Origin of the sequence: Bacteroides sp. f07, from assembly GCF_042854785.1 — a bacterium.
Lineage (GTDB): Bacteria > Bacteroidota > Bacteroidia > Bacteroidales > Bacteroidaceae > Bacteroides.
The window spans coordinates 3,346,371-3,369,289 of sequence record NZ_BAABXI010000001.1; the positions used below are offsets into that span (position 1 = coordinate 3,346,371).

Below are 22,919 nucleotides of genomic sequence, written 5' to 3' on the forward strand. Positions count from 1 at the left end.
CTGATTCCTTTATCGTTAATCACTGATGGTCATACGTCCTGCTCTGCGCCATCTGCTAAGGGCTTGGGTGGCTATCTCTCCATTGCTTCGGTCTATCATCCCTGCCGTCACGCCGTTCCACACATCGGTCATGGTGTAATATCGTATAGACAGATAAAGACGATGCAGCTTCTTGCTGAAGGCACTCAGCTTGTCGTTCAGTGCCCACAGCGTCTTGCTCCTTTCCGCACCAGTCAGCATGTTCTCTTTGCCTCCTTTGGCGACTGCATCTTTCAGCAGTGTGAAGACGGACACCAATTCCGTGGCGGTCTCCATATACAGGTTGTTCATCGAGAGGGTGGCAACGATGCCTTGCGGATTATTGTTGATGGCCTTGCGCATCTTACACAAGGTGATGAATATCTTCACTCCATCGTCGTACAGATAGGTACAGGCTTTGAGGGAAGAGGCATAACCACTGGCGGTTTTCAGATAACTGTTGTACTTCTTCTCCCATTCGTGTATCTTGGTGAACTCTGCGGCGATGGTATTCTGCAACAGGGCAGTCTTGGTCTGACCTTTGATTTCCTTCTCTATCTCACCGTTGATGGCTTCGTTGCCCTCTGCTAATGCCATCCATTCCAAAGGGTTGGCAGTCACAATCTGTGCATGGGCTGACGGCACGCTCAGTACCAATGCCACGACAATGAACCAAATCTTATCTATTCGTAATCTCATATACGCCCTTTCTTCGTTTGTTCGTTTCTACTCTTGTTCGTATCACACTCACCACGTCATAGCTGTTGCTGATGCCGGTCATTTCCAGTTTCGGTGTCGTTCTATCCATCGACAACACGGTCACGCTTTTCAGTCCGCATAACTGTTGTATCAATGTCTGATGCTCGGCAAAGTCCACCACTCGGTACAACTCCATGTAGTTCACGCTCCGCTGAAACACTCCGTGCTCACAGATGAGTTGCTCGCTCCCGATATGGTAGCGGATACTCCTCAGATAGATGAATCGGTAGAGTAAACAGAGGGAGAACAGGAGGCTGAAGACAAGCAACAGGGTACTATATGCACAACCGGGCAATCCTCCGATTAGGAGCATTGCCACGCACAACAGCAACAGAGGCAGTTCGTTGATGAAAAACTGTCCGATGCTGGGGCACAAGGTGATGATGCTATTATCTTCTTGTCTCATACGCTTCTATGATATGTGTTCTTTTCTTCTTTTTCCCTTTGTTTCTCTGCCTTGCCGGCTGCGATAAACTCGGCATAGTCGAAGGTATCTGGTTCGCCCTTGGCAATCAGTTCTGCTGATTTCTTGTTGAGCAGCGCATCGTTCCAGTCCTTGTAGCAACCCAATGGATGATAGGCTTGCACATGCTCGTGACGGAAGCCCATCTCTGCTGCCACCTTCCTGAAGTTTGCAACAAACTGCCGCCCTGCATCGTCCTTGTCAAAACCCAAATAGTGCCGTGCGTTGGGAGTAACGGACAGAAGTCCTCGCATCTGTCCCTCGGTGGGTGTGCCGCCCGTAGATACATACACCATCTTTACAGGATTTATCTGATACTCTGCCATGGCATCGTAGGCACTCTCAAACCATACAATTTCGCTTGCTTTATCCAACGGCTCGCCCGTGAGGTTGGCAATCCACAGTCCTTCACTGCTGTTGCTTCCTTCTGCCTTGCCCTTGTAACCGCCGCTACCGTCCATCTTCGGTCGTCCTCGTTCCTCAAAGCCCACAGTCTTGTCGGGTGTCTTGGGCAGTACAAGCGGAAAGGCAAGGTTGGCAAAGGTAAGTCCATCCGTCCGATGCTTAGTAGCCAGACAGAAATGCCGATGAAAAGCATACTGCGTATAGAGGTCGATGCCTCGGAACTTAAAATAGGGATAAAACCTTTTCTGCGTTTCCCTGTCCTGCGGATTGAACTTGTGGATGTCGTAGTCATTCAGGTTGAATGGCTTTCCGTCCTTTCTTGGTTCTGTAATCTTCGATGGTCTGTCCTCTATGGGTTGGTTGAGCAGTCGGTTGCAGACGAGGTTGACGAGTCGGTCAGGAGACATTCCCACCTTGTTCTCTGAAAACATTTCTGGATGCTCCTTGATGAACGAAATGACATTATACACCTTCTGCTGCGGTGGTTGGAAGCAACATTTCCCATTCTGCGTGACAATGAACTTATCACCACGCACCCGTCTGCCCTCACTGTCAGTACGCACATACGACGGATAACGCAAGCCATCTCTCTTGTTCAGATGATACCCTGCGTCCACCAGTACTTCCTGTATGCTCAACCTGTCCAGAAAGTCATCGTATGTCAGTTCACTACTCATTATAAATTATAAATTGTAAATTATACATTGTTAATATCCTCTCCTTATCTCCGTGGCAACATGATTTGCTTCTGCCTCAAAGTACCTTGCCGCAATCTCCTGTGGCGAATCCACTCCCGGTTTGAAGTAAGGACGTGGACCGCCATGATGCTCTGCATAGAACTCCGGGGCTGGATGGTGATGATGGTGGCTTATGTCATGCGCCACCTCTGCTGTAACGACTGCTCCTGCCGTCAGAGCCGCCAATATCTTCGTGCCCAGTCCGGCGTTGGTTTCGGGGCGTGTCTTCATATCCACTTCACTGAAAACCTTGGAGAAGAGTTTCATGCGATGGTAGTCATCCACCGCCAAGAACTTGTCGTAGTCCTTCTGCTTGATTTCGTGCGTGATGGCTTCTCCATTGATAATGGCGGTCATGCGATACTTATCTTCGCCTTTCTTATCTCCCTCCATCGGAGGCACTTTCTCCACCATGATGTCACCGACTTTCACTTCACGCCCATGCGCTCCCTCACGATACCAACCCTTGTTCTCATTAATCAAGGCAAGGTCTTCACCTCTCACCATGGCATCGCCTTGCAACACGTCACGTCTGACAGTCTCGTCCTCTTCCAACGGAAGCAACCGTTCCTCGTCTTGTTGCTGACGCTGCTGCAACTCCTGTTCAAGTTCGGGATGCAGATGCAGGTCGATGCGCTCCTTGCTATTCAGTGTGTCCATCAGGATTTTGTCAGCAAAGTCGTCCTTGATGATGCCATTCAGCAGTTCCAAGCGTTGAACGACGGGCACTTCCTTGATGGAGTTGGAGGTGAGTTTCTTCAGTTCCTCATCTGTCAGGTCATACACCATGTCGGCATTGACGCTGTTCGACTGAATGGTCAGCGTCTTCGCATTCTCATCAATGATGATGCCATGCGATGCCAGACACTCCTGCCACTTCTCATTGGTGAAATAGACAGGCGAGGTAATCAGTTCCTTATAAGGCTTGGCTGGCTCCGTGCTTCTCGTGCGGCTGATGGAAGGCATTATGATTCCCTCCAAATCTTTCAGCACATCCTGTTGCTGAGGGCTATAACTCTGTTGCTGTCCCTTATAATAGAACCCATAACCGCCGCTCTGCAATTCGCCAGGCTTCATTCTGCCGTCCCAACGTTCAGGCACAATCGGGGCTTCGGGGAAGAACAATCGTCCTCCAACTCTGCGAAGATGGAATCCCTCCTGACTGCGTGGTGTCCAACCTAAAAAGGGTGGTGGCATATCGATGCGCCCCATCCGTCCATACTCGCCGATACCAACACGATAGCCGTGCAGCCCCATAGCTACACGACCGTTGGCATTGCGTGCATGAACGAAGTTCTTGGGCATATAGAAGTCGTTGCCCACAATGCCCGTAAAGGTATTGTAGGCTAACTTGTTGGCATGATTCGTACCCCAGTCGGTCAGAGCCAACATCTGCTTCTCGGTGATGTTATAGGTAAGCAGCGGACTGTCATGCCCTTGCACCACAAGCTGATAGCCGCTGCCATTACTCACCACATGAGCCTGCATACCATTGCGCATGAGCAAGTCACGCATCTCTGGTTGCAGGTCCATCTGTTGGGGATTCGTATTCTTTCTTATCGCCATACTTATTCTTCACTCTTCATTCTTCACTCTTCATTTATCATGCTTCACCGTTCTCTATTGCCTTCTCCAGTTCCTCATCTTTGTGATGGACAAACTGCTCCGCACTCTCTTCACAAATGCAGAGTCCGTTGTTCAGACAATAGCTCTCATATTCTTCCTGCCATTCAGCAGAATGATGGTTGACATACTCCAACCAACCGTACTCGCCGCTCTGTATCTTCTCGACGAGCACATCCTTTGGATAATATTTATTTGATGCCATATACTTATTATATTATGTGTAGATTATTTGTGCATGGAAAAAGAGGCGCGGTTGCGCTCTCCATTCTTCTTCTGCTCATTCCAAAGTTCTTCCGTGTATTCCTCTTCAGGCACATAGTCAAGATTACCGTCATCGCCCATTACCCAACAGCCATAGCACCCGAAGGTGTATTTGTCCCACTCTCGCTTGGTGTTCTCCTTCCACTTCTGACTGTCGCCTTGATTAATCCTTATGCCGGTCTTATCGTTCAGGTCAATACCCACCGTCACCTGTTCGTCCTCCATGATGAGCGTGAGCGGCTCACCCTTCTGCATCACGGTCAGTTCTGCCGAACTCAGTTTCAGTTCATCCTTCAGCACCTCCAAGTTGCGCCCGATGACAGGCGTAGGTACCGACATCACCTGATTGGTCTCCGTGTCAATCTGCACGAAAGCCTTGCTGCTCCTGCCATCAGCATCCTTAACATCGGCAAGGATAGCCTTTCCAGCCAGCAAGTCCTCCTGCTGTTCCTGAGTAAAAGCCTCCAATGGTGATTTCTCCAACTGCGGATAGAAGACCACATCCACCTTGCCGTCCTCCATACGGACCAACGCAAATCGGGTGCGGCTCTTCAATGTCTCGCCCTCATCATTATTCACCTGAATGGGCAGCAACGGTGAACGTCGTCCCTGACCAATATCTTCCAACGCCCACATGGGCAGGTCTTCAATCTTCTCTTGTGTGAGACCAAAACGAGCCAGTGTCTGATAAGGCACCTCGCTCTCTTCAAATCGTACTTGCTTCATACTTTAACTTTGAATTTGAAATTAAACTCATGCAAAGTTATATACCTATTCAGAGACAAGCAGAATTGCATAAGATAATGCGTGTTATTTTTGACGATTATTATTATTTGAGTTTGATTTCTGCTCAAAAATCAAACTCGATTGCTATATTATGTTACAATCTTCTTGTCTTCCCTTTGTTCTTTATGCCAGTCAAAGAATTGCTTGTTACTTTTGCACCATGAAACGATTTCTACTCATCACAATAGCAGCAATATTCTGTTCATCAGCAACAGTATGCGCTCAGTTCAATACCGTCACACAGACTAAGGTACACCGCAAGGCTGTGCCAAAAACGACGCAGTCCGCAACATCCGAACAACTGCCTCCGTGCTCGCCGCATCAGCGGCGAGACTCTCTTGCCTTTGCCCCATTACAAACCCAAACGGAGCAGACCGACCGCCACACGGCACTTGTCAGTCCACTCCGTCATATCTCTGTCACCAGCCCTTTCGGCTACCGCAGAGACCCATTTACAAAAAGAAAAGCCCTACACAACGGGCTTGATTTGAAGGCAAATTACGAACCCACATACGCCATGATGCACGGCGAGGTCATCAAGGTAGGCAAGGACAAACGTTCAGGCCTCTATGTCACCCTCCGTCACGGCGACTTCACCGTCAGCTATTGCCACCTCTCCCAAACTCTCGTCACCAAAGGCACCCACGTCCGTCCCGGCATCATCATCGCGCTGACAGGCAACAGTGGTCGCAGTACTGGTCCCCACCTGCACCTCACACTCAAAGACACAAAAAAAGGACGAGCCATCGACCCGTCCATTCTTCTCAATCTTATCAAGCATCCACTCTAATAGAACGCCTTGTCTTTTGTCGTTCACATCACCCCTTCCGCATTGCAATAATGTCTTAAATATCTAATCCTCAACAATTTCTATTCTTGAAAAACAAGTGTTTTATTCACGAATATAATATGATTTCGTGAAAGATGTCATAAGATGATACTAATATCTATGCTATTTGTCAATAAAGAACCCGTTTCTATGCAGATATTCTGAAACGGTTAGTGTTCCAATCCCTATCTGCTCACACAACAAAGGAAGTTTCTTGAACAACTTACCGTCATTCTGCTGCCTTGTTTCCTCCGTCATTACTTGCATCTCTTCCAGATGGATAGCGTCCGAGTGTCGTACATTCAGTGCATAAATGATAATCTTAGCATCACCTGTTTTAAGGTATTCTTCCTTTTGCTCTATGTATTCTTCTTCAGTCAGTTCCTGCTTCTTCAGTCTTACACAGAAATTGTTGTCTATCATGTTGCTGAATCTCTCTGGGGCACATGGAAATAGATCCTTTGTCGGAATGACCAATTTCTTGTCTTTGAGGAAAGGCATCTTTTCAACTGCAATTCCTTTGGAGGTGCGTTTTGATTCATCCAGAATCACATCAAGTAGCATCAAATCCTTGCGGGAGAACGCCTCTTCCAGGAATGAGTACAACTGTCCGTCCTTATCCAAGGGAAGATAATTCTTGGCAATCATCACCAATGAGCATGTATCAACAACTATCGCCATAACTCCCTCTCAAAATTTGCTGGTTTGACATTGAGTCTCGAACAGAAAGTGGTCTCGTTGACCACTCCATTGAAATAGGCATATTGCATGGTTTTCAAGAATAGCGGAGAAATGATGGGCTTTGGTGTTCGCCCGCCTCTCTTCTCAGAGTTTTTCAACTTTTCCTGTTCCTCTCTTCTTCTGTATTCCTCTGCCAATTCACTCTTGACATTGCTGTAGCTCGAATAGCTGATTTTCCTGTCGATATACATCCTTGTATATAAGGCAAGACGGCTAATGTGCGTCCGTGCACTGATAGCCTTGAAGAGGTCAATGCAGTAGTCGTTACGGGAATCTACACATGCTATGTTAGCAAGTGTTTCTGCTTCTTGTCCCATAATGAACTGATATGCAAAATCATTGCACCATCTTTCGACATCACTGTATGAAGTCTGTGCCGAGATGTCCATCATGTCCACCGACTCCACTTCTTCAATCCCCAATAGACAATGCCCCAATTCATGCGCCAGAGTGAATATTTCTCGCTTGTAATGCTTATGATGCTTAAGCACTATCACATTGGGCTTAAGGTAAAAACCGTCAATGTTGGTTTTCTCTTTCTTGTTCCATGTCTCTATGTATTCAAAGACAAAAATGCCATGATCGGCGATTTTTTCTATCATCTTCACAAGAAACTGCCTATGATTGACAGTTTCCCCGGGATAAAAAAAATCTCTTGCACGTACGGCTACTGTCTTAGGGTCATCTTGTAGGGTGTAGTGTTCTATGTCAAACTTCACATCCAGTTGCGACAGTTTGTTGTATGCATCCAAAGCGTTTTTCAGACTCTCGAATCGGTTTACAGTACGGATCGACTCCAAGTTCAGCTCTGTTCCGAATGAGGTCTTGCGGAAGAAGATACTGCTGCTTGCATTGGTTGACAACTTAGAATAGTCTTGAAAGAAACTGACTTCTTTGTCGAATATCTCACCTATACGCTTCAACACCCCCAAATCAATAGAATCTCCACTGATGTCTGCGGCTCCTGTTATCCGTTTCCTGCCTTTGTTCAGAAGAGACAACAAGTCATCCACCGACATCTTGTATAATGCCAGCAGGTATTCTAAACGTTTCTTGTTAATCTCTACTTTCATATCAGCCTCGATTGAACTATTGTTGTTTTGATGCAAATGCTTAGGCACAATTTTGCGTTGCAAAATTACACATTTTCACTTAAATGGGCGAATTTTCATGCTGAATATCACTGGAATTTATGTTTATTTTGCTAAATCGCTACATTTCGCCACCAAAAAGACACAAAAATAGGACGAATCATCGACCCGTCCTTTTGTTTTTAGCCTTTTTCGTTCTAACCACAGCCTGCAATGTTATTCATCAACTGGTTCATCACTCGCATGTCTCATTTCGTAAACTGTCCATAAGGCTAACACACATTCAATGGCTATCACGGTAATGGCCGCAGTCATGCCCCACCAGTGGGCAATAAGCATAAAGATGCCAGCCTCAATGCACAACGCAAAGAGGATGGTAACAATAAGTGATAATATTCTATTCATTCTACGGTAACTGATTTAGCAAGGTTTCTTGGCTGGTCAACATTCCTATCCTTGTTGATGGCGATGTAATAGGCCAGCAACTGCAATGGGACGGAAACAACGAGAGGTGTAAGGCATTCGGGTACGTCGGGCACTTCAAGGCAATGGTCGGCGATGTCCTTCATTGCGTCATTGCCCTTGGTAATGATGGCGACAACCGTACCGCCACGCGCCTTCACCTGCCTTACATTACTGATTATCTTGTCATACAGCGAGTCCGTTGGAGCAATGACCACCGTGGGCATCTCGCTATCTACAAGTGCAATCGGTCCATGCTTCATTTCCGCAGCAGGATAACCCTCCGCATGGATATAGGATATTTCTTTCAGCTTCAACGCACCTTCAAGGGCGGTGGGGTAGTTGTACCCACGACCGAGATAAAGGAAGTTGCGGGCATAGGTGTATATCTTCGACAAGTTCTTGATTTTGTCAGCAAGTCCCAACACATCTTTTATATACCTTAATTCCGCAACACTATTATAAATATAACTTTTTAAGTACCTGAGCAACAAAAAGTTGCTCAGGATTTTGTCATGTCAGATTTTTCACCTATCTTAGTGTTGCAAATCAAAATATGTATCAAACCCGACAGACATGGCAAAGAAAGCAATAAAATCTGAGAAACTCACTCCTTTTGGAGGAATATTTGCAATGATGGAGCAATTTGACTCCACATTGTCATATGTAATTGACACAACCCTCGGTCTAAGATGCAGGCTGTATGGTTATCAATACAGCGAAATCATCCGTTCTCTCATGAGCATCTACTTCTGTGGCGGCTCATGTATTGAGGATGTCACAACTCATTTGATGCCCCATCTCTCGCTTCATCCGACACTTCGTACCTGCAGCTCTGACACTATCCTCAGAGCGATAAAGGAACTGACGCAGGAGAACATTTCATACACGTCAGATACGGGTAAGAACTACGATTTCAATACGGCTGACACCCTCAATACCTTACTGCTCAATTGTATGTGTGCAGCTGGTCAGCTGAAAGAGGGTGAGATGTATGATGTTGATTTCGACCACCAGTTCATAGAAACAGAGAAATATGATGCAAAGCATACATACAAGAAGTTCCTTGGTTATCGACCAGGTGTGGCGGTTATTGGAGATTTGATTGTCGGCATTGAGAACAGCGACGGCAACACAAACGTCCGTTTCCATCAGAAGGACACGCTGAAGAGATTCTTCGAAAGGTTTGAACAGAACAATCTTGTTATCAATCGTTTCAGAGCTGATTGCGGCTCGTGCTCTGAAGAGATCGTGGAAGAGGTTGCCACCCACTGCAAGACCTTCTATATCCGTGCCAACCGCTGTAGTTCGCTCTACAATGACCTCTTCGCTCTCAGAGGCTGGAAGAGGGGAGAAATCAACGGCATTGAGTTTGAGCTGAATTCCATTCTTGTAGAGAAGTGGAAAGGCAAGACATACCGGCTTGTGATTCAAAGGCGGAAACGGATGGACGGTGAGCTTGACCTCTGGGAAGGAGAATACACATACCGCTGCATCCTGACCAACGACTACGAGCCTTCCGTAAGAGAGATTGTCGAGTTCTATAACCTCCGCGGAGGAAAGGAGCGCATCTTCGATGACATGAACAATGGTTTCGGATGGTCCAGATTGCCCAAATCCTTCATGGCAGAGAACACAGTGTTCCTTCTTCTTACAGCACTTATCCGTAACTTCTACAAGGTCATTATCCAAAGACTTGACGTAAAGAGGTTCGGACCCAATAAAACAAGTCGCATAAAAGCGTTTGTCTTCAGATTTGTCTCTGTACCAGCCAAATGGATCAGAACATCAAGGTGGTATGTGCTGAATATCTATACCTGTAATAATGCTTACGCAGATGTATTCCAGACTGATTTTGGATGACGACTACAACTTATGGGTATGATACTGCGTATTGTCTCAAGTCGCATTGTGGGGTAAGGGGGTATTGTAGGCAGAAGTGGGTATTTCAGCCTCAATTTATCTAATAATTCAGTAATGAGAGAACGTGTACACGTAAATAGGACGATGAAGGACTTAGTTGCGGATTTGAGGCTTATGAAAAGCGTATTGCTTTCTCAATACATGCCGTTCCTCTTCGCTCAGCGACAGGAAATAGGCTTTCCATCCCGGACAGAAATTGATGTGCCATCGCCAAAAACGACCCAACAATGACTTGGGTGAACGGTCGTATCGCCGCCTCAGTGGGCACTGCTGACAGTTATGTTTCTTTTCCAATACTTTATCTATTTATCTTTCGTAAAACTCTCGTGGCAAAAATAAGGATTATTTTCAGTGATCAAGCACACAGTTCATTAAAAAAGAGAGGATTTGCTAAGATTCAGAATAACGACGAGCCATCGACCCCAACGGGAGTCGAACTTCAAGTAACCGCACATGATACAATGTGCGGGTCGAAGTGCCTTCCCAATCCACGACCCCAACGGAGGTCGAACCTTTCTACAGATTATATGGTTCGACCCCGTTGGGGTCGGATGTATAGGAGTCATCTGGCCATCCGCAAGTCTTTGACATTGCGGTTAACGGGGGTGAGACCCTTTTCAGGGTCTGTTTGTTTGCACACCTTCATTCTACATAAACGGCTAAATTCAAATATTAAAAGCGTTTACATATTGCAACGTATTTATCTGTTATGCTCCTATTAAATTGTTCTATATCCTTATACTTTTCAACTAAATCCTTTATCACAGGCGCATTTAAATCGACGTTTAGGGTATATTGAACAAAAGCACGTAGCATCTCATAATTATAATTTACTCAAGTTTCGGATTTAGGTTGAGAGGATAGATTTGGGCATAAAAAAGGCTTTGAGGATTTCCGTATGTCACGGAAATTTAGTAATTTAGAGGTGCCCAAACAACTAATTACAATCACTCAAAGCCATGAGCAAAATTACAAAAATTCCATCGGAGATCCGCAACTTTTTCACGGGAAAACGAATCAATCCCGCATTTTCCAAGTTTATGACCCTCCTTGAGGGGATGAGGATTTCAGACAAAGATCTCGGAGGGAAAAAACGTGAGAACTGTCAGCTTACCAACCTTCAACTTTTCCAGATCATATTGATTCTGCCGTTTATGGCCGTCCCGGGTTTTTCTCATTATGCCGGATCGTCAATCTCGAAACTGTTCGGGGGTAAGAAGGACCTACTCTATTCGTTTATGGCCAAGGACAATATAGACTAGCAACATCATCTGGCACATCGCCTGTCATCTCATCAAGGCCGTGACCATAAGGAAAGACTATCAAAAGAGCCATCTTCCGGCAGTGCTTATTGTGGATGATTCCGACCTGCCGAAGACCGGATTGAGGATGGAGTGTATTGGCAAGATATTCTCGCACGTGTTTCAGCGGTGCATTCTCGGCTACAAGCTGCTGGCCCTGTGCTGGAGCGACGGCCGCTCTCAATTTGTCGTGGACTTCTCGATTCACGGCGAGAGAGGGAAGGTCGATGGCAAGGAACAAGGTCTTACGGCCCGGCAGCGCGAGAGGCGCTACAACCGCAAGCGTGACAGAGACTGCCAGACCGAAAAACGCAAGGAAGAGTATTTCGTATCCAAGCTTGAGCGCCTGAAGAGCATGGTGAAGAGACCATTGGAGGATTGTTCGCCGATATATATGAAGGCGTACACGAGCTCACCGTCGTGGAAAAGATCTGGTCAATCATTATTGATGTAATAGCAATCGTGGCTGAGATTTTTACCATTGACGAGAACGAATTGATGGAGCAAATTATACGGGATAACCGCAGGTTCAAGGCCATGCAACTGATCGCTCAGACTGCATAAAACCTAAATCCGAAACTTGAGTAAAATACATAACTGTAATAATCTACTACTAATCTAAAATAAAGCGATTATAAGCTATCCTTTTTCCTGTGTTTGTTTTAAAGTTTTCACCTATACACTTTTTTATCTTTTCCTGTTCTTTTTCTTTATCCATAACCGTTAAATTTTCAAGCAAATCAGCTTCCCATTGTATTTGAAAATCAAGTCCATCAATTTTAGATGGAGTATGATGGTTGCCTATTATAAAGCATATTCTATCAATATTTTTGTTATAGCCTACCTTTTTTAATATTTCTTTCGCTACTGCTGGTCCTTCCTTTTCTTGATAGACACCATCAATAGAACCGTATTTTTTTTGTGCTTCAACCGCACCAATATCATGTAGTATAGCAATAATACTGATGAATTCTTTTTCTTCCTCTCCGATATTTTCTCCGTTCATTATATCTTCTGCATTTTTCAAAACTTTAAGAGTATGCTCTATGCCAAAAGGAATTTCTTTGAACACTTCTTTCATCTCTATAATAATTTTTTCTTTAAACATAAATTGCCTCCATTTATACCTTATAGGTGTTTTAGTTCTATCTATCCATTTTTTTGTTGGCCGATACAATCAGCATCATGGGACGGCGCATTTCATCCTGCATCCCCGGAATATCCATCATGTTTTCCGGCGGCTGCGGCTCCACAATCTGATTTATTATAAAACCATTTGAAAGCAGTGTATTTAGATATGTGGTCAGTGTTCTATGATATTTTGTAACCTTTTCTCCCAAAAACACAGCTGTCCGTTTGCCCTCATAATAATAATTATCCACCGGAAAATGCAGTATTTCTCCTTTTTCGTTATAATGCCAGTCTTGTGTTCCATAGGCAGTAAAAACAGGATGTTCAACCGTAAAAACTAGCTTGCCACCAGACTTCAGTATTCTATATATCTTTTTTACTAAAATCTCATAATCTGCTACATAGTGAAACGCAAGTGAACTTAATATTACATCAAAACTCTCCTCTGGGAATTCCACATCTTCTATAGCACAGCATTTATATTCAACCTGGGGAAAATGTGTTTTTTCTTTGGCTACCTCGAGCATTTTATGAGAAATATCAACACCTACAACAGAAGAAGCACCGTGTTCCATCGCATAAATACAGTGCCATCCATAGCCGCATCCTAAATCAAGCACACGCTTATCTTTAAAATCCGGCAGCAGCTTTCTCAATGTTTCCCATTCTCCTGCACCGGCTAGTCCCTGCTGTGAGCGACTCATTTGACTGTATTTTTGAAAAAATATATTATCATCATATTTGTTTTCTTTCATCTGAATTCCCCTCGTTTAAAAAGTTATTTATCTCCGTTGCAATTTTTTTCACTTCTTTATAAAGCTTCTCGGTCATATCGTAGCATTCAAAAAGTGAAAGACCGAGTACTTCAAAAATATGATTAACCCTTTCGGCATATTTTTCAGGTTTATATTCAAAAGTTTCAAGCAGTTTTATAGCTTTCTTTTCGTTAATGCAATAAGCATTATTGCATGCAAATAGTACTTGATTTAAGCATGAAATAATACGAAAAACATGGCCTGCAATATAATATTTATCCTCTGCTCCCGCATTTGCTTTTACAAACATTAAAGAGAACTCTGCTTCAAATATAAAAAAGTTTATCAAGCTCTTCTTTAGAGCACCAGGGTAAATTTCTGCCTGATTTTTTAATTCGCATAAGCTTTCATTCTTAGCATATTGTATCTTGCTGATCGCCAATTCTCCACGATACATAGCACTTATATAACCATGGGGATGCCCAGTCTGATAATTGGCAGTAACAATTCCTTGCTCCGTATCTTTGATTATTTGTTCCACCCGTTTTATATCACGTAAAATCAAGTCAACATGATACCCGTTTATAACTAACCATCCGCCGCCATTAACCCAATCACCCCACGCTCGGGGAGGTACAACAAGGTCGTTTCTATTCTCATCATCCAATTCTGTAGCAATTTGATTAATCGCTGTCAGGTCAAATGATTCTGAATTGTAATAGATTCCGATATCTATATCAGAATCCTCTGTATGGGTGCCTCTTGCACGTGAGCCCCCTAATACAATGCCTTCTATGCAAGGCAAAGAAGATAATTTCTCTGTTACTATTTGAATTACATTATCTACCATACGAACACACTCCTTTTATCGATTAAAGACAAAATACTTTCTTTCCGTAGTTCTTCGGGAAGTAATCCTTCCCGATCTGCCAAACATACTGGTCGATTTGCTTCAAGCTAAATTTATCCAAGCCATAGAAGGCACGGAAATCAATCAGTATATAAGTCTGAGCTGCTTCTTTCATAACCTCATTTGCAAATACAACCTTAATCCCGGGTCGTTCAAAGCCTACATCCATGCCACCGGCTTCGGTAAACAGGGAAACGGCTATAAGTTTTTTACTCATTTTCAGACTTCTCCTCATCGTGGATTTTAAATATTAAGCAATGCTCTTTTGAGTCCAAATAAATATCAAACTTTGTTTTTCCTTTTACGACCCCTAAATTGGAGATTACCGACTTCGGCAAGCGAACTCGCATGTCCTGCTGCAAAAGATAGGTGTCTAAGTATATTCTCTCATCCATATCCCATTCTCCTTCTAGTGATTGACTAATTTTACCCTATTTTTAGTCTAAGGTCAATCGGTTTGCTACTCTGGACAGTATAATAATATCAAGCCATCTGTACCAAAAAACGGACTTTAACCTGACAATAGTCCTATTGTCTCAATCGTCAAAAAAGTAATTTCTTGTCTCAACCTATCAAAAGGCAGACTATGACGCTATTGTCAAAACACGAAAAAAGGGTTCCCAGGAGACTGCCAAAATCGGCAAATCTCTCGGAATCCCTTATTTTAAGCCTATTTCTGTACTTTTTTACTTGTTCCGTGACAGTAGACATACCGTCTCCACATGGCTCGAGAGGACAGAATGAATGTCATTTGAGCGTATCCGTTCTCGGAAACATATCCACTACGTTTTTGGCACTATCGGTAGGCGGGAACATATCCAATCTCTCTCTGGAATGTATACCATACTTTTAAAAGGCAGAATAGCATTTTAACTTATGCTACCCTACCTATAACTAAACATTTACAGTTGCATGTGGCCTATTGTTTTTAGCCGTTAAATATTTTATAACTATTAAATAGCGATACAAATTGTTCGAAACTAATATTGTTTATATCATATATTCTCGCATATTTTAAAGCTTTATTAAATTGATTTTTTGTAAACAGTTTTTTATACTCTTTGTTAACCCATTTCATTACAAAAGTTTCATATTTTTTTCTCTCTTTAAATGCCATTTTTGCTGGCTTTCTTTTTAATACAATTAATGCGCTATCCACTTTAGGTTTTGGATGGAAATAATACCTGGGAATTTTTGCTAATATAGAAATATCTACCTCTGCCATTAACAGCAATGCTAGTGATCTGTTTGTATCTAATAACATTTTAGCAAAACCATATTCCACTATTAAATAACTTATTGTGGCTGAACTTTCAAAAACAATTTTTCGAATTATATTTGTGCTTATGTTGTAAGGTATGTTGCCAAATATTTTATATGGATTGTGGCTAGGAAATGTAAATTTTAGTATATCATCATTTACTATTTGATAGTTAGGATAATTTAAGAGCTTATTACGAGTTACCTCACATAATTTAGAATCAATTTCTATCGCCGTAACAAAATTACATCTCTTTACCAATTCAGCAGTAAAATGACCTTTCCCTGCACCTATTTCAAAGATGTTATCTTTTTCATCTAAACTTATGCAATTCATTATTTTTTCTATGTGATATTTTGAAGTAATAAAATTTTGACTATCTTTTATATTTACTTTGTTCATTATAACCCCTCCTTAATTTATTTCATCTCTTTTCGAATATTTATTCATTAATTCCTCTAACCCTGCTTCGGATGTTAGATTAATTTGTTTTTGCATACTAAATTACTTATTTATAAGTTTATGACGACTGAAATATAAAAATTACACAACATGGTTCAGTATTAGGTTATAATTCTTGTAAAGTTACATTCCTCCTCCCAACGCATGGTAAAGTTTAATTATACTTTGTATGCGTTCAAAACGAGTTTGTAACTGTTGCACTTCCGCTTCGAGAAGAGACTGTTTGGCGGTCAGCACTTCCAGATAGGTGGTATTGGAATGACGCATCAGCGATTCTGTCTTTCGCACAGCGTCGCATAATGTTTCAACCTGCCGAGCATTGATTTCAATTTGCGATTTTGCCGTCTGCCATGCGGTCAGAGCATCGTTCACTTCCTTTCCTGCGTTCAGTAATGATTGCCGGAACAACAGTTTGGCTTCTTCCTGACGGCTTTTGGCTATCTTCAAGTTGGCGATGTTTACGCCCCGGTTGAATAACGGCTGTGTCAGGGAACCGATGGCATTAAGTAACCATTGTCCGGGATTTACGATTACGCCACCGCCGTTATTAGTCCATCCAAGAATTCCCGAGAGGGTAATATTGGGATAGAAGGCGGCACGGGCCGCATTGGTGGCGTAGAATGCTTGCGCCAGTTCCATTTCAGCCTGACGCACGTCGGGACGGTTGGAAAGCAGTTGCAAAGGGACTCCGATCGAGACAGTATCGGGGAAAGCAGCCTCGGCCAGATCACTTCGTCCAATCGAGTGTGACGGCATGGCAAGTATCGCAGACAGGGCGTTTTCTGTTTCGGAAATACTCTTGCGTATGGATAACAGGGATGCTTCGAGTCGCATCACGTTCGCCTTTGCCTGCAATACGCCAGCCTCGTTTGATTTCCCCACTTTTTTCAACGCTTCAAGAGTGCGTACGGTAGTCCGCCAGTTCTCCAAAGTCCGGTTACTTATTGTCATTTGTGCGTCAAGCATGGCAAGGGTGTAGTAACTGTCTGCAATAGTGGCGACAAGCTGTGTCTGTACGGCCTGCCGGTAGGCACGGCTTCCTTGTAATGCGGCGGCTGCGCCACGCTTTGCCGCCGTAAGTTTGCCGAAGATGTCCAGTTCCCAGCTTGCCGACGCTCCCACATTATATGTCTTTGCCGTTGCTCCGTCATGTTTATTGGCATTACCTTCGGCAGTCAGTCCCAGTGATGGAAGATATGATAGTCTGGCAGTCATCAGGACGGCTTCTGCCGCTTCCACGCGTAACCGTGCCACATTGAGGTCTGCGTTCCGTTCAAGTCCGGTTTCAATCAAGGACTGGAGTTTCGGGTCGGTAAACATTTCCCGCCACGACAGGGACGCGATGGTCATTGTATCAATGTCCGCCGGCATGTCCCGATACAGATTCTCCGTTGAGAGGTCAGGGCGATGATACCGGCTGTATGTGCCACAGCCGGCAAGCATCCATCCCGACAATATGATATATATTACTGTCTTCTTCATTTAATTATGCTTAACACGTTCTTGGATATATTGGAATACAATAAACAATGACGGCACAAGGAACAACAGAGCCAAAGTACCTACAATCATTCCACCGATTACACCTGTGGCAAGCGAACGGCTGCCGTTGGCACCCACTCCGTGCGCCATCATCAGCGGGACAAGACCGAACACCATGGACAACACAGTCATCAATATGGGGCGCAGGCGGACTTTTGCCGCACTGTATGCCGCCTGTGCCAGCGTCATGCCTTCCGACCGCCGTTTACCGGCGTATTCGGTAAGCAGGATCGCTGTCTTGGCAAGCAGGCCTATAATCATGATAAGTCCGGTCTGCATGTAGATGTTGTTCTCCAGACCGAAGAGCCACGCAAACAGGAAACTGCCCATCAGTCCGCAAGGCACCGACAACAGAACCGCGAAGGGTATGAACACGCTCTCATACAAGGCGCACAGAATCAGATAGACCAGAACCATGCAGAGCAGGAATATAAGCGTGGCATTGTTGGTCGTCTTGCTTTCCTCACGCGAAATGCCGCCAAACTCGTATGTGTAATTTGACGGAAGCACTTCACGTGCCGTCTCGCCGATGGCTTCGAGCACCTGCCCCGAACTGTAGCCCTGAGCCGGAGACCCGCTAATCGAGATGGCGTTGAACAGGTTGAAACGGGTGAGGTCTGACGGGCCGTTGGTCTTGGTCAGGCGCACGAACCGGCTCAAAGGCGACATGCCGCCATCGGTGGCACGCACATACATGTGGTGCAGGGATTCCGCATTCACACGATATTCCGCCGGAGCCTGCATGGTCACATGGTAGAGCTTGGAGAACCGGTTGAAGTCGGAAACATATTGTCCGGTATAATAGCCCGACAATGTGGAAAGCACATCTGCGGGCGACACACCCGACTGTTCGCATTTGGCGGCATCGATATCCACCCAGTATTGCGGATAATCCGTGGCAAAGGAGGAATAGACTTCGCCGATTTCGGGTCGCTGCGACAAGGCTTCGACAAACTTGTCTGCCTCTTCCTTGAAGGCGGCGATGTTTCCGCCCGCCTTGTCCTGCAAATAAAGCTCGAAACCGTTTCCCATGCCGTACCCGGCAATCATCGGAGGCGACATGGCGAACACCGTGGCATCGGGAATATCCGAAGTGGCGGCATAAATCTTTCCGATGACATCATTGACCGACTGCCCCTCTCCCTTACGCTGCTCCCAGTCTTTGAGTGTCACGAAATACATCGCCTGCGAGGGACCGGAACCGCTGAAAGAGAAACCGGCGACCGCACCGCTGTATTCAATCTCGCCGATGCTGTCGAGACGGCTGTTGATACGCTCCATCACCTTACTTGTCTGAGCCATGGATGTGCCGGGCTTCGTGTTCATGCTCACCATGACCGTCCCGGTGTCCTCTTCGGGAATAAGTCCCGTCTTTGTGACATTGACCAGCAGCACCAGCAACCCGAAAGAAATGCCTATGATGCTCCACAACAGCCATCGGCGATGGATAATGAACATCACTCCACGTACATAGCGTCGGCTCAGACGGTCGAAGACGGCATTGAACGCTTTACGGAAACGGGCTGCAAAATTGTTCTTGGTGTTGCCCTGCTCATCGATATAGGGTTTCAGCAGCAGCGCGCAAAGTGCCGGTGAGAGTGTGAAGGCATTGACTGCCGAGATTCCCACGGCAACAGCCATCGTGATACCGAACTGCGTGTAGAACGCTCCCGAAGTCCCGCCCATCATGGCAACGGGGAAAAACACTGCCATAAAGATGATGGTAGAGGTCAGGATAGCCGACGAAACGCCTTTCATGGCATCATCAGCCGCGAGAACCGCAGACTGATAGCCCTCGTCGAACTTCGCCTGCACCGCTTCCACCACCACAATGGCATCATCGACCACAGTTCCGATGGCAAGCACAAGCGCGAACAGGGTGAGCAGGTTGACGGAGAAGCCGATCATGGACATCACGGCGAACGTACCGATAATGGAGACGAAAATGGATATCGTAGGAATAAGCGTGGACTTAATATCTTGCAAAAATACATATACCACCACGATAACCAGAAGTATCGCTTCAATAAGTGTCCGGATAACAGAATTGATGGAAGCATACAGGAACTTGTTGGTATCGGTAAGCACCACGAATTCCGTCCCTTCGGGCAAGTCCCGGCTGAGGTCGTCAAGCACTTCGTGAATCTCCTTGATGGTGCTTGAAGCATTGGACCCGGCTTTCTGGTTGATGAGCATCATGGCTGCCGGATGCCCGTTCACTTCGGAGGAATAGTTGTAGTATTCATCGCCCAGTTCCACATCGGCAACCTCCTTCAGCCGAAGCACATTGCCGCCCGGCAGTGACTTGATGACCAACTCACCGAACTCTTCCGCGCCGGACAAGCGTCCGCGGTATTTCATCGTGTATTCATTGGCGGTAGGATGATTGGCACCGAAGGAGCCGGTGGCGGCCTCGATGTTCTGTCGTGCGAGTACGGTGGATATGTCATCGGGGATAAGCCCGTATTGCGCCATCTTGTCGGGACGCAGCCAAAGTCGCATGCTGTAGTTGGAACCGAACAACTGTGCCTTTCCCACGCCGCTGATACGTTTCAGCCTCGGCTCGACATTGATTTTCACGTAATTGTTCAGGAAGGTCTGGTCGAAGCGGTCATCGGGCGAATAGAGCGCGAAAGTCATCAGTTCGGCATTCTGCTGCTTTTCAGTGGTGACACCGGTCTTGGTGGCTTCCGCCGGAAGCTGGCTCAGCGCGCCGTTCACGCGGTTCTGCACGTTTACCGCCGCCATGTCCGCGTTGGTTCCCTGCTTGAAATAGATGTTGATGGAAGCATCGCCCGTATTCGATGCCGTGGAAGTCATATAGGTCATGTCTTCCACGCCGTTGATGGCTTCTTCCAGAGGGGTTATCACTGCCTTCTGCACAGTTTCAGCGTTTGCTCCAGGATAAGTTGCGAATACGTTGATGGTCGGAGGTGCGATGTCGGGGTATTGTTCCACCGGCAAGGAAAACATGGAAATCATGCCCAACAGTACAATCACCACCGAGATAACGCCCGAAAACACCGGGCGGTCTATAAAAAATCGCAGGTTCATTTCGTTTCGTTTTTAGGGGTTATGCTCATGCCTTCTCTCACCAGTCCCACGCCTTCGGCGACAATGGTGTCACCGACCGAAAGACCTTCTTTTACGATAAACCGGTTGCCGTCGTTCAGGCGGTCCACCGTGAGATAGGCGGCTTCCGCCTGTCCGTTTTTCAGACGGTAAGCGATAATCTTGTCCTGCAGTTCCACGGTGGCGGTCATGGGAATGGTTACGGCCTCCGTTTTCGGGTTTTGAAGGATGACATTGCCGATGCTGCCACTCAACAGTTCGCGGTCGGGATTGGGGAACAGGGCTTTGATTTGTACCGTTCCGGTAACAGGATCCACCACGCCGCTTACGGTTTCAATACGTCCTTTCGCCTTGTACAGGCTGCCGTCGTTGAGTTGCAGGCCCACTTCCGGCATCCCGGCTATCATGCTGTCAATCGAGCCATAGCGAGCCAAATATCGCCGTAGCATATTCTCCGAAATGGAGAAATAGGCATACATCTCCGCATTGTCGGACACGACCGTGAAAGGCTGTGCCATATTGGGACCGACAAGCGCACCGATGCGATAGGGCAATGTGCCTACTACTCCGTTGCTCGGGCTTTTGATTTCCGTATAGGAGAGATTGTTGCGTGCATCCGATTCTTGTGCCTTTGCCTGTTCGAGTTCAGCACACGCCACTGCCAGTTGGTTCCGGGCGAGAGAAAGCTCGTAGTCGGATATGACCTTCTCGTCAAACAATGCCTGCTTGCCCCGCAGCTCGATTCTTGCCGTTTCCACTTTTGCCTGTGCCGCGCTGACATTGGCCTGCGCCGTGCGTAATGCCGCCCGATAGGGCACTTGGTCAATTACAGCCAATACTTGACCGGTCTTCACCCGTTCACCCTCTTTCACTTTCAGACGGATAATGCGCCCGGATATTTGCGGCAGGATGTCCACATCCTGCCGTCCGCGTATGGCGGCGGAATAGGACTCGGAGATTTCCACCGGACTTGCCGCGACCTTTATGACCCGATAACTCTGCACCGCATCCTGCTTGCCGTCCGCCTGCCTGCATCCGGTCGGCAGGAACAGCATGAGAGCAAATGCGGCGAAATTCGTGATAATGAATTGCTTGTTCATATTTTCTTCTTGTTTTGTATTAATTCATAATAGGTTTGGTGTGTCACCACTGACGGATGGTATTCCACTCTTTTTCGAGAATGGCATAAACACAGGTATCTTCATATTTTGGGGAGCCGTCAGGATTGTTTACGAATGTCACAAACTCTTTGAAACATCCTTCGCGGCGCATACCAAGACGTTCGCATAAGCGTTTGGAGCGGATATTGTCATCTTCCACAAATCCATAGATACGCCGTGCGCCCGCCTCTCGGAAAAGATAATCCAACAATCCGGCTGCCGCTTCACAAGCGAATCCTTTGCCTTCAAAACGTTTGTTGAAATGCCACCCCACATTATAAGTGTCTTCATTCTCACGCAAAGCGAACACGTCACCGATAATAAAGTCATCTTTTTTCAGACTCACCGCATAGCGCAGCATGTCTTTCGGGGAATACTGCATATATGCCCATGCCGCCTCTCTGGAACAAAGGCGGTCTCCGGCAAAGCAATTCACACGCGGATGGGAAAGATACTCCAACAACCCTTCGGCATCCTTCTGTTTGAAATTTCGAATGATAATTCGTTCGGTTTCGATATATATTTCCTTGTAATAATAAAATGGTATGAGTACGCCCAAAGTAGCGAAGGCAAGCATGGCATAGAGATACTGGTGGAACCAGATGAAGGTCATCCCGTAGAACAGGAAGGCAATGCTGCACAGCCCAGAGGCCAGTCCGTCGATGCCGTCGATGAGGTTGATGGCATTGATGATGAAAACCGTAACGAAAACGGTGAGAGGGATGCTAATCCACGACGGCATGGAATGGATGAACAGCATTCCGTGAAGGTCGGACAGTTCCACTCCGCCAGCCACCAGCATGATGCCGCAGACTATCTGGATAAAGAACTTGGCACGGTAGCGCACACCGATAAGGTCATCGGCAATGCCGACAAGGTACAACATGATGATGGCGCAGAAGGCGTATGCCAATGGCAACGCTTCTGCGCCTATTTCCTTAAGCAGCTCATCATGTCCGGTTGAGACATTGACCGCCAAAAGCAGGACAAAGGAGAAGAACACTACGGGCTTGAAGGCCATACCGCCAAGGCGAGGCACTACACACTGATGTATCTTCCGCTCGTCCGGCTCGTCGAACAGTCGCCTGCGGAAGGCGATGAGCAGAATCTGCGGTATCACGATTCCTGCGAAAAACACGCACAGGAAGAATACCGACAGGATGTTGACAATCCAAATTAAACTCATTCTCTATCTAACTTTAATAGGCCGTTTGTGTCGGTCTG

Annotated in this window: 22 protein-coding genes and 1 pseudogene; 3 read left to right on the top strand and 20 right to left on the bottom strand. The window is 45.9% G+C overall.

Features of this window, described 5'->3' with window-relative positions; genetic code table 11:
- Positions 1 to 15 precede the first annotated feature (15 nt).
- Genes ACGHVY_RS13700 through ACGHVY_RS13725 form a run of 6 tightly spaced genes read right to left on the bottom strand, consistent with a single transcriptional unit; the run spans position 16 to position 4,995 of the window.
- On the bottom strand, positions 16 to 717 hold the full coding sequence (locus tag ACGHVY_RS13700) for a hypothetical protein (protein ID WP_005816246.1): 702 nt from the start codon (positions 715 to 717) through the stop codon (positions 16 to 18).
- A complete protein-coding gene (locus ACGHVY_RS13705; protein WP_005816244.1) occupies positions 698 to 1,183 on the bottom strand; it encodes a PH domain-containing protein in 486 nt (161 codons plus the stop codon). Before ACGHVY_RS13705 ends, ACGHVY_RS13700 begins: the two co-directional genes overlap by 20 nt.
- Positions 1,180 to 2,322: a toprim domain-containing protein gene (locus ACGHVY_RS13710; RefSeq protein ID WP_005816242.1), complete on the bottom strand. Its 1,143-nt coding sequence runs from the start codon at positions 2,320 to 2,322 to the stop codon at positions 1,180 to 1,182. Before ACGHVY_RS13710 ends, ACGHVY_RS13705 begins: the two co-directional genes overlap by 4 nt.
- 30 nt (positions 2,323 to 2,352) lie before the next feature.
- Positions 2,353 to 3,948 carry a hypothetical protein gene (locus tag ACGHVY_RS13715; RefSeq protein ID WP_005816239.1) on the bottom strand — a complete coding sequence of 532 codons (1,596 nt, stop codon included), beginning with the start codon at positions 3,946 to 3,948 and terminating at the stop codon, positions 2,353 to 2,355.
- 37 nt (positions 3,949 to 3,985) lie between these two features.
- Positions 3,986 to 4,210: a hypothetical protein gene (locus tag ACGHVY_RS13720; protein WP_390552354.1), complete on the bottom strand. Its 225-nt coding sequence runs from the start codon at positions 4,208 to 4,210 to the stop codon at positions 3,986 to 3,988.
- A 23-nt stretch (positions 4,211 to 4,233) separates the two neighbouring features.
- On the bottom strand, positions 4,234 to 4,995 hold the full coding sequence (locus ACGHVY_RS13725; RefSeq protein ID WP_005816235.1) for a DUF4099 domain-containing protein: 762 nt from the start codon (positions 4,993 to 4,995) through the stop codon (positions 4,234 to 4,236).
- A 220-nt stretch (positions 4,996 to 5,215) separates the two neighbouring features.
- Here ACGHVY_RS13725 and ACGHVY_RS13730 point away from each other — a divergent pair, with 220 nt between their 5' ends.
- The gene (locus ACGHVY_RS13730; RefSeq protein ID WP_007837448.1) at positions 5,216 to 5,845 is read left to right on the top strand and encodes a M23 family metallopeptidase; all 630 of its coding nucleotides are present in this window, start codon (positions 5,216 to 5,218) and stop codon (positions 5,843 to 5,845) included.
- Between the two features lie 162 nt (positions 5,846 to 6,007).
- Here ACGHVY_RS13730 and ACGHVY_RS13735 read toward each other — a convergent pair whose 3' ends face one another.
- From ACGHVY_RS13735 to ACGHVY_RS13750, 4 genes and pseudogenes are all read right to left on the bottom strand, one after another.
- On the bottom strand, positions 6,008 to 6,565 hold the full coding sequence (locus ACGHVY_RS13735) for a DUF4411 family protein (protein ID WP_005816230.1): 558 nt from the start codon (positions 6,563 to 6,565) through the stop codon (positions 6,008 to 6,010).
- Complete coding sequence (locus tag ACGHVY_RS13740) at positions 6,556 to 7,698, bottom strand: ImmA/IrrE family metallo-endopeptidase (protein WP_007897423.1); 1,143 nt, start codon at positions 7,696 to 7,698, stop codon at positions 6,556 to 6,558. Before ACGHVY_RS13740 ends, ACGHVY_RS13735 begins: the two co-directional genes overlap by 10 nt.
- A 234-nt stretch (positions 7,699 to 7,932) precedes the next feature.
- Positions 7,933 to 8,121: a hypothetical protein gene (locus ACGHVY_RS13745; protein ID WP_005816226.1), complete on the bottom strand. Its 189-nt coding sequence runs from the start codon at positions 8,119 to 8,121 to the stop codon at positions 7,933 to 7,935.
- A pseudogene (locus ACGHVY_RS13750) lies at positions 8,118 to 8,615 on the bottom strand (SIS domain-containing protein); the annotation flags it as partial. The gene ACGHVY_RS13745 and the pseudogene ACGHVY_RS13750, both read right to left, overlap by 4 nt.
- A gap of 139 nt (positions 8,616 to 8,754) precedes the next feature.
- On the opposite strand from ACGHVY_RS13750, the gene ACGHVY_RS13755 reads away from it, so the two are divergent.
- Positions 8,755 to 10,041 (top strand): IS1380-like element ISBaov1 family transposase, encoded by a 1,287-nt coding sequence (locus ACGHVY_RS13755; protein ID WP_007664617.1) that lies wholly within the window; start codon positions 8,755 to 8,757, stop codon positions 10,039 to 10,041.
- A 153-nt stretch (positions 10,042 to 10,194) separates the two neighbouring features.
- On the opposite strand, the gene ACGHVY_RS13760 is transcribed toward ACGHVY_RS13755, so the two are convergent.
- Positions 10,195 to 10,395 carry a hypothetical protein gene (locus ACGHVY_RS13760; RefSeq protein WP_007837439.1) on the bottom strand — a complete coding sequence of 67 codons (201 nt, stop codon included), beginning with the start codon at positions 10,393 to 10,395 and terminating at the stop codon, positions 10,195 to 10,197.
- A 1,008-nt stretch (positions 10,396 to 11,403) separates the two neighbouring features.
- On the opposite strand from ACGHVY_RS13760, the gene ACGHVY_RS13765 reads away from it, so the two are divergent.
- Positions 11,404 to 11,856 carry a hypothetical protein gene (locus tag ACGHVY_RS13765; RefSeq protein WP_007664626.1) on the top strand — a complete coding sequence of 151 codons (453 nt, stop codon included), beginning with the start codon at positions 11,404 to 11,406 and terminating at the stop codon, positions 11,854 to 11,856.
- Positions 11,857 to 12,015: 159 nt separating this feature from the next.
- On the opposite strand, the gene ACGHVY_RS13770 is transcribed toward ACGHVY_RS13765, so the two are convergent.
- The 9 genes from ACGHVY_RS13770 to ACGHVY_RS13810 form a co-directional block, all read right to left on the bottom strand.
- The gene (locus ACGHVY_RS13770) at positions 12,016 to 12,510 is read right to left on the bottom strand and encodes an HD domain-containing protein (RefSeq protein ID WP_007897426.1); all 495 of its coding nucleotides are present in this window, start codon (positions 12,508 to 12,510) and stop codon (positions 12,016 to 12,018) included.
- 37 nt (positions 12,511 to 12,547) lie between these two features.
- Positions 12,548 to 13,288 carry a class I SAM-dependent methyltransferase gene (locus ACGHVY_RS13775; RefSeq protein ID WP_005816203.1) on the bottom strand — a complete coding sequence of 247 codons (741 nt, stop codon included), beginning with the start codon at positions 13,286 to 13,288 and terminating at the stop codon, positions 12,548 to 12,550.
- A complete protein-coding gene (locus tag ACGHVY_RS13780; RefSeq protein WP_117981252.1) occupies positions 13,269 to 14,138 on the bottom strand; it encodes a nucleotidyltransferase domain-containing protein in 870 nt (289 codons plus the stop codon). The genes ACGHVY_RS13775 and ACGHVY_RS13780 overlap by 20 nt, the downstream gene beginning before the upstream one ends.
- 22 nt (positions 14,139 to 14,160) lie before the next feature.
- Positions 14,161 to 14,415, bottom strand: a complete 255-nt coding sequence (locus ACGHVY_RS13785; protein WP_117981251.1) for a DNA cytosine methyltransferase — start codon at positions 14,413 to 14,415, stop codon at positions 14,161 to 14,163.
- A 711-nt stretch (positions 14,416 to 15,126) separates the two neighbouring features.
- The gene (erm(G), locus tag ACGHVY_RS13790) at positions 15,127 to 15,861 is read right to left on the bottom strand and encodes a 23S rRNA (adenine(2058)-N(6))-methyltransferase Erm(G) (protein ID WP_117981249.1); all 735 of its coding nucleotides are present in this window, start codon (positions 15,859 to 15,861) and stop codon (positions 15,127 to 15,129) included.
- A gap of 183 nt (positions 15,862 to 16,044) precedes the next feature.
- Positions 16,045 to 17,403, bottom strand: coding sequence for an efflux transporter outer membrane subunit (locus ACGHVY_RS13795; RefSeq protein ID WP_005816221.1), 1,359 nt, complete (start codon positions 17,401 to 17,403; stop codon positions 16,045 to 16,047).
- Positions 17,404 to 20,517: an efflux RND transporter permease subunit gene (locus ACGHVY_RS13800; protein ID WP_007837417.1), complete on the bottom strand. Its 3,114-nt coding sequence runs from the start codon at positions 20,515 to 20,517 to the stop codon at positions 17,404 to 17,406. It abuts the gene before it with no gap.
- A complete protein-coding gene (locus ACGHVY_RS13805) occupies positions 20,514 to 21,635 on the bottom strand; it encodes an efflux RND transporter periplasmic adaptor subunit (RefSeq protein WP_005816213.1) in 1,122 nt (373 codons plus the stop codon). Before ACGHVY_RS13805 ends, ACGHVY_RS13800 begins: the two co-directional genes overlap by 4 nt.
- Positions 21,636 to 21,678: 43 nt before the next feature.
- Complete coding sequence (locus tag ACGHVY_RS13810; RefSeq protein ID WP_008021343.1) at positions 21,679 to 22,881, bottom strand: GNAT family N-acetyltransferase; 1,203 nt, start codon at positions 22,879 to 22,881, stop codon at positions 21,679 to 21,681.
- Positions 22,882 to 22,919 lie beyond the last annotated feature (38 nt).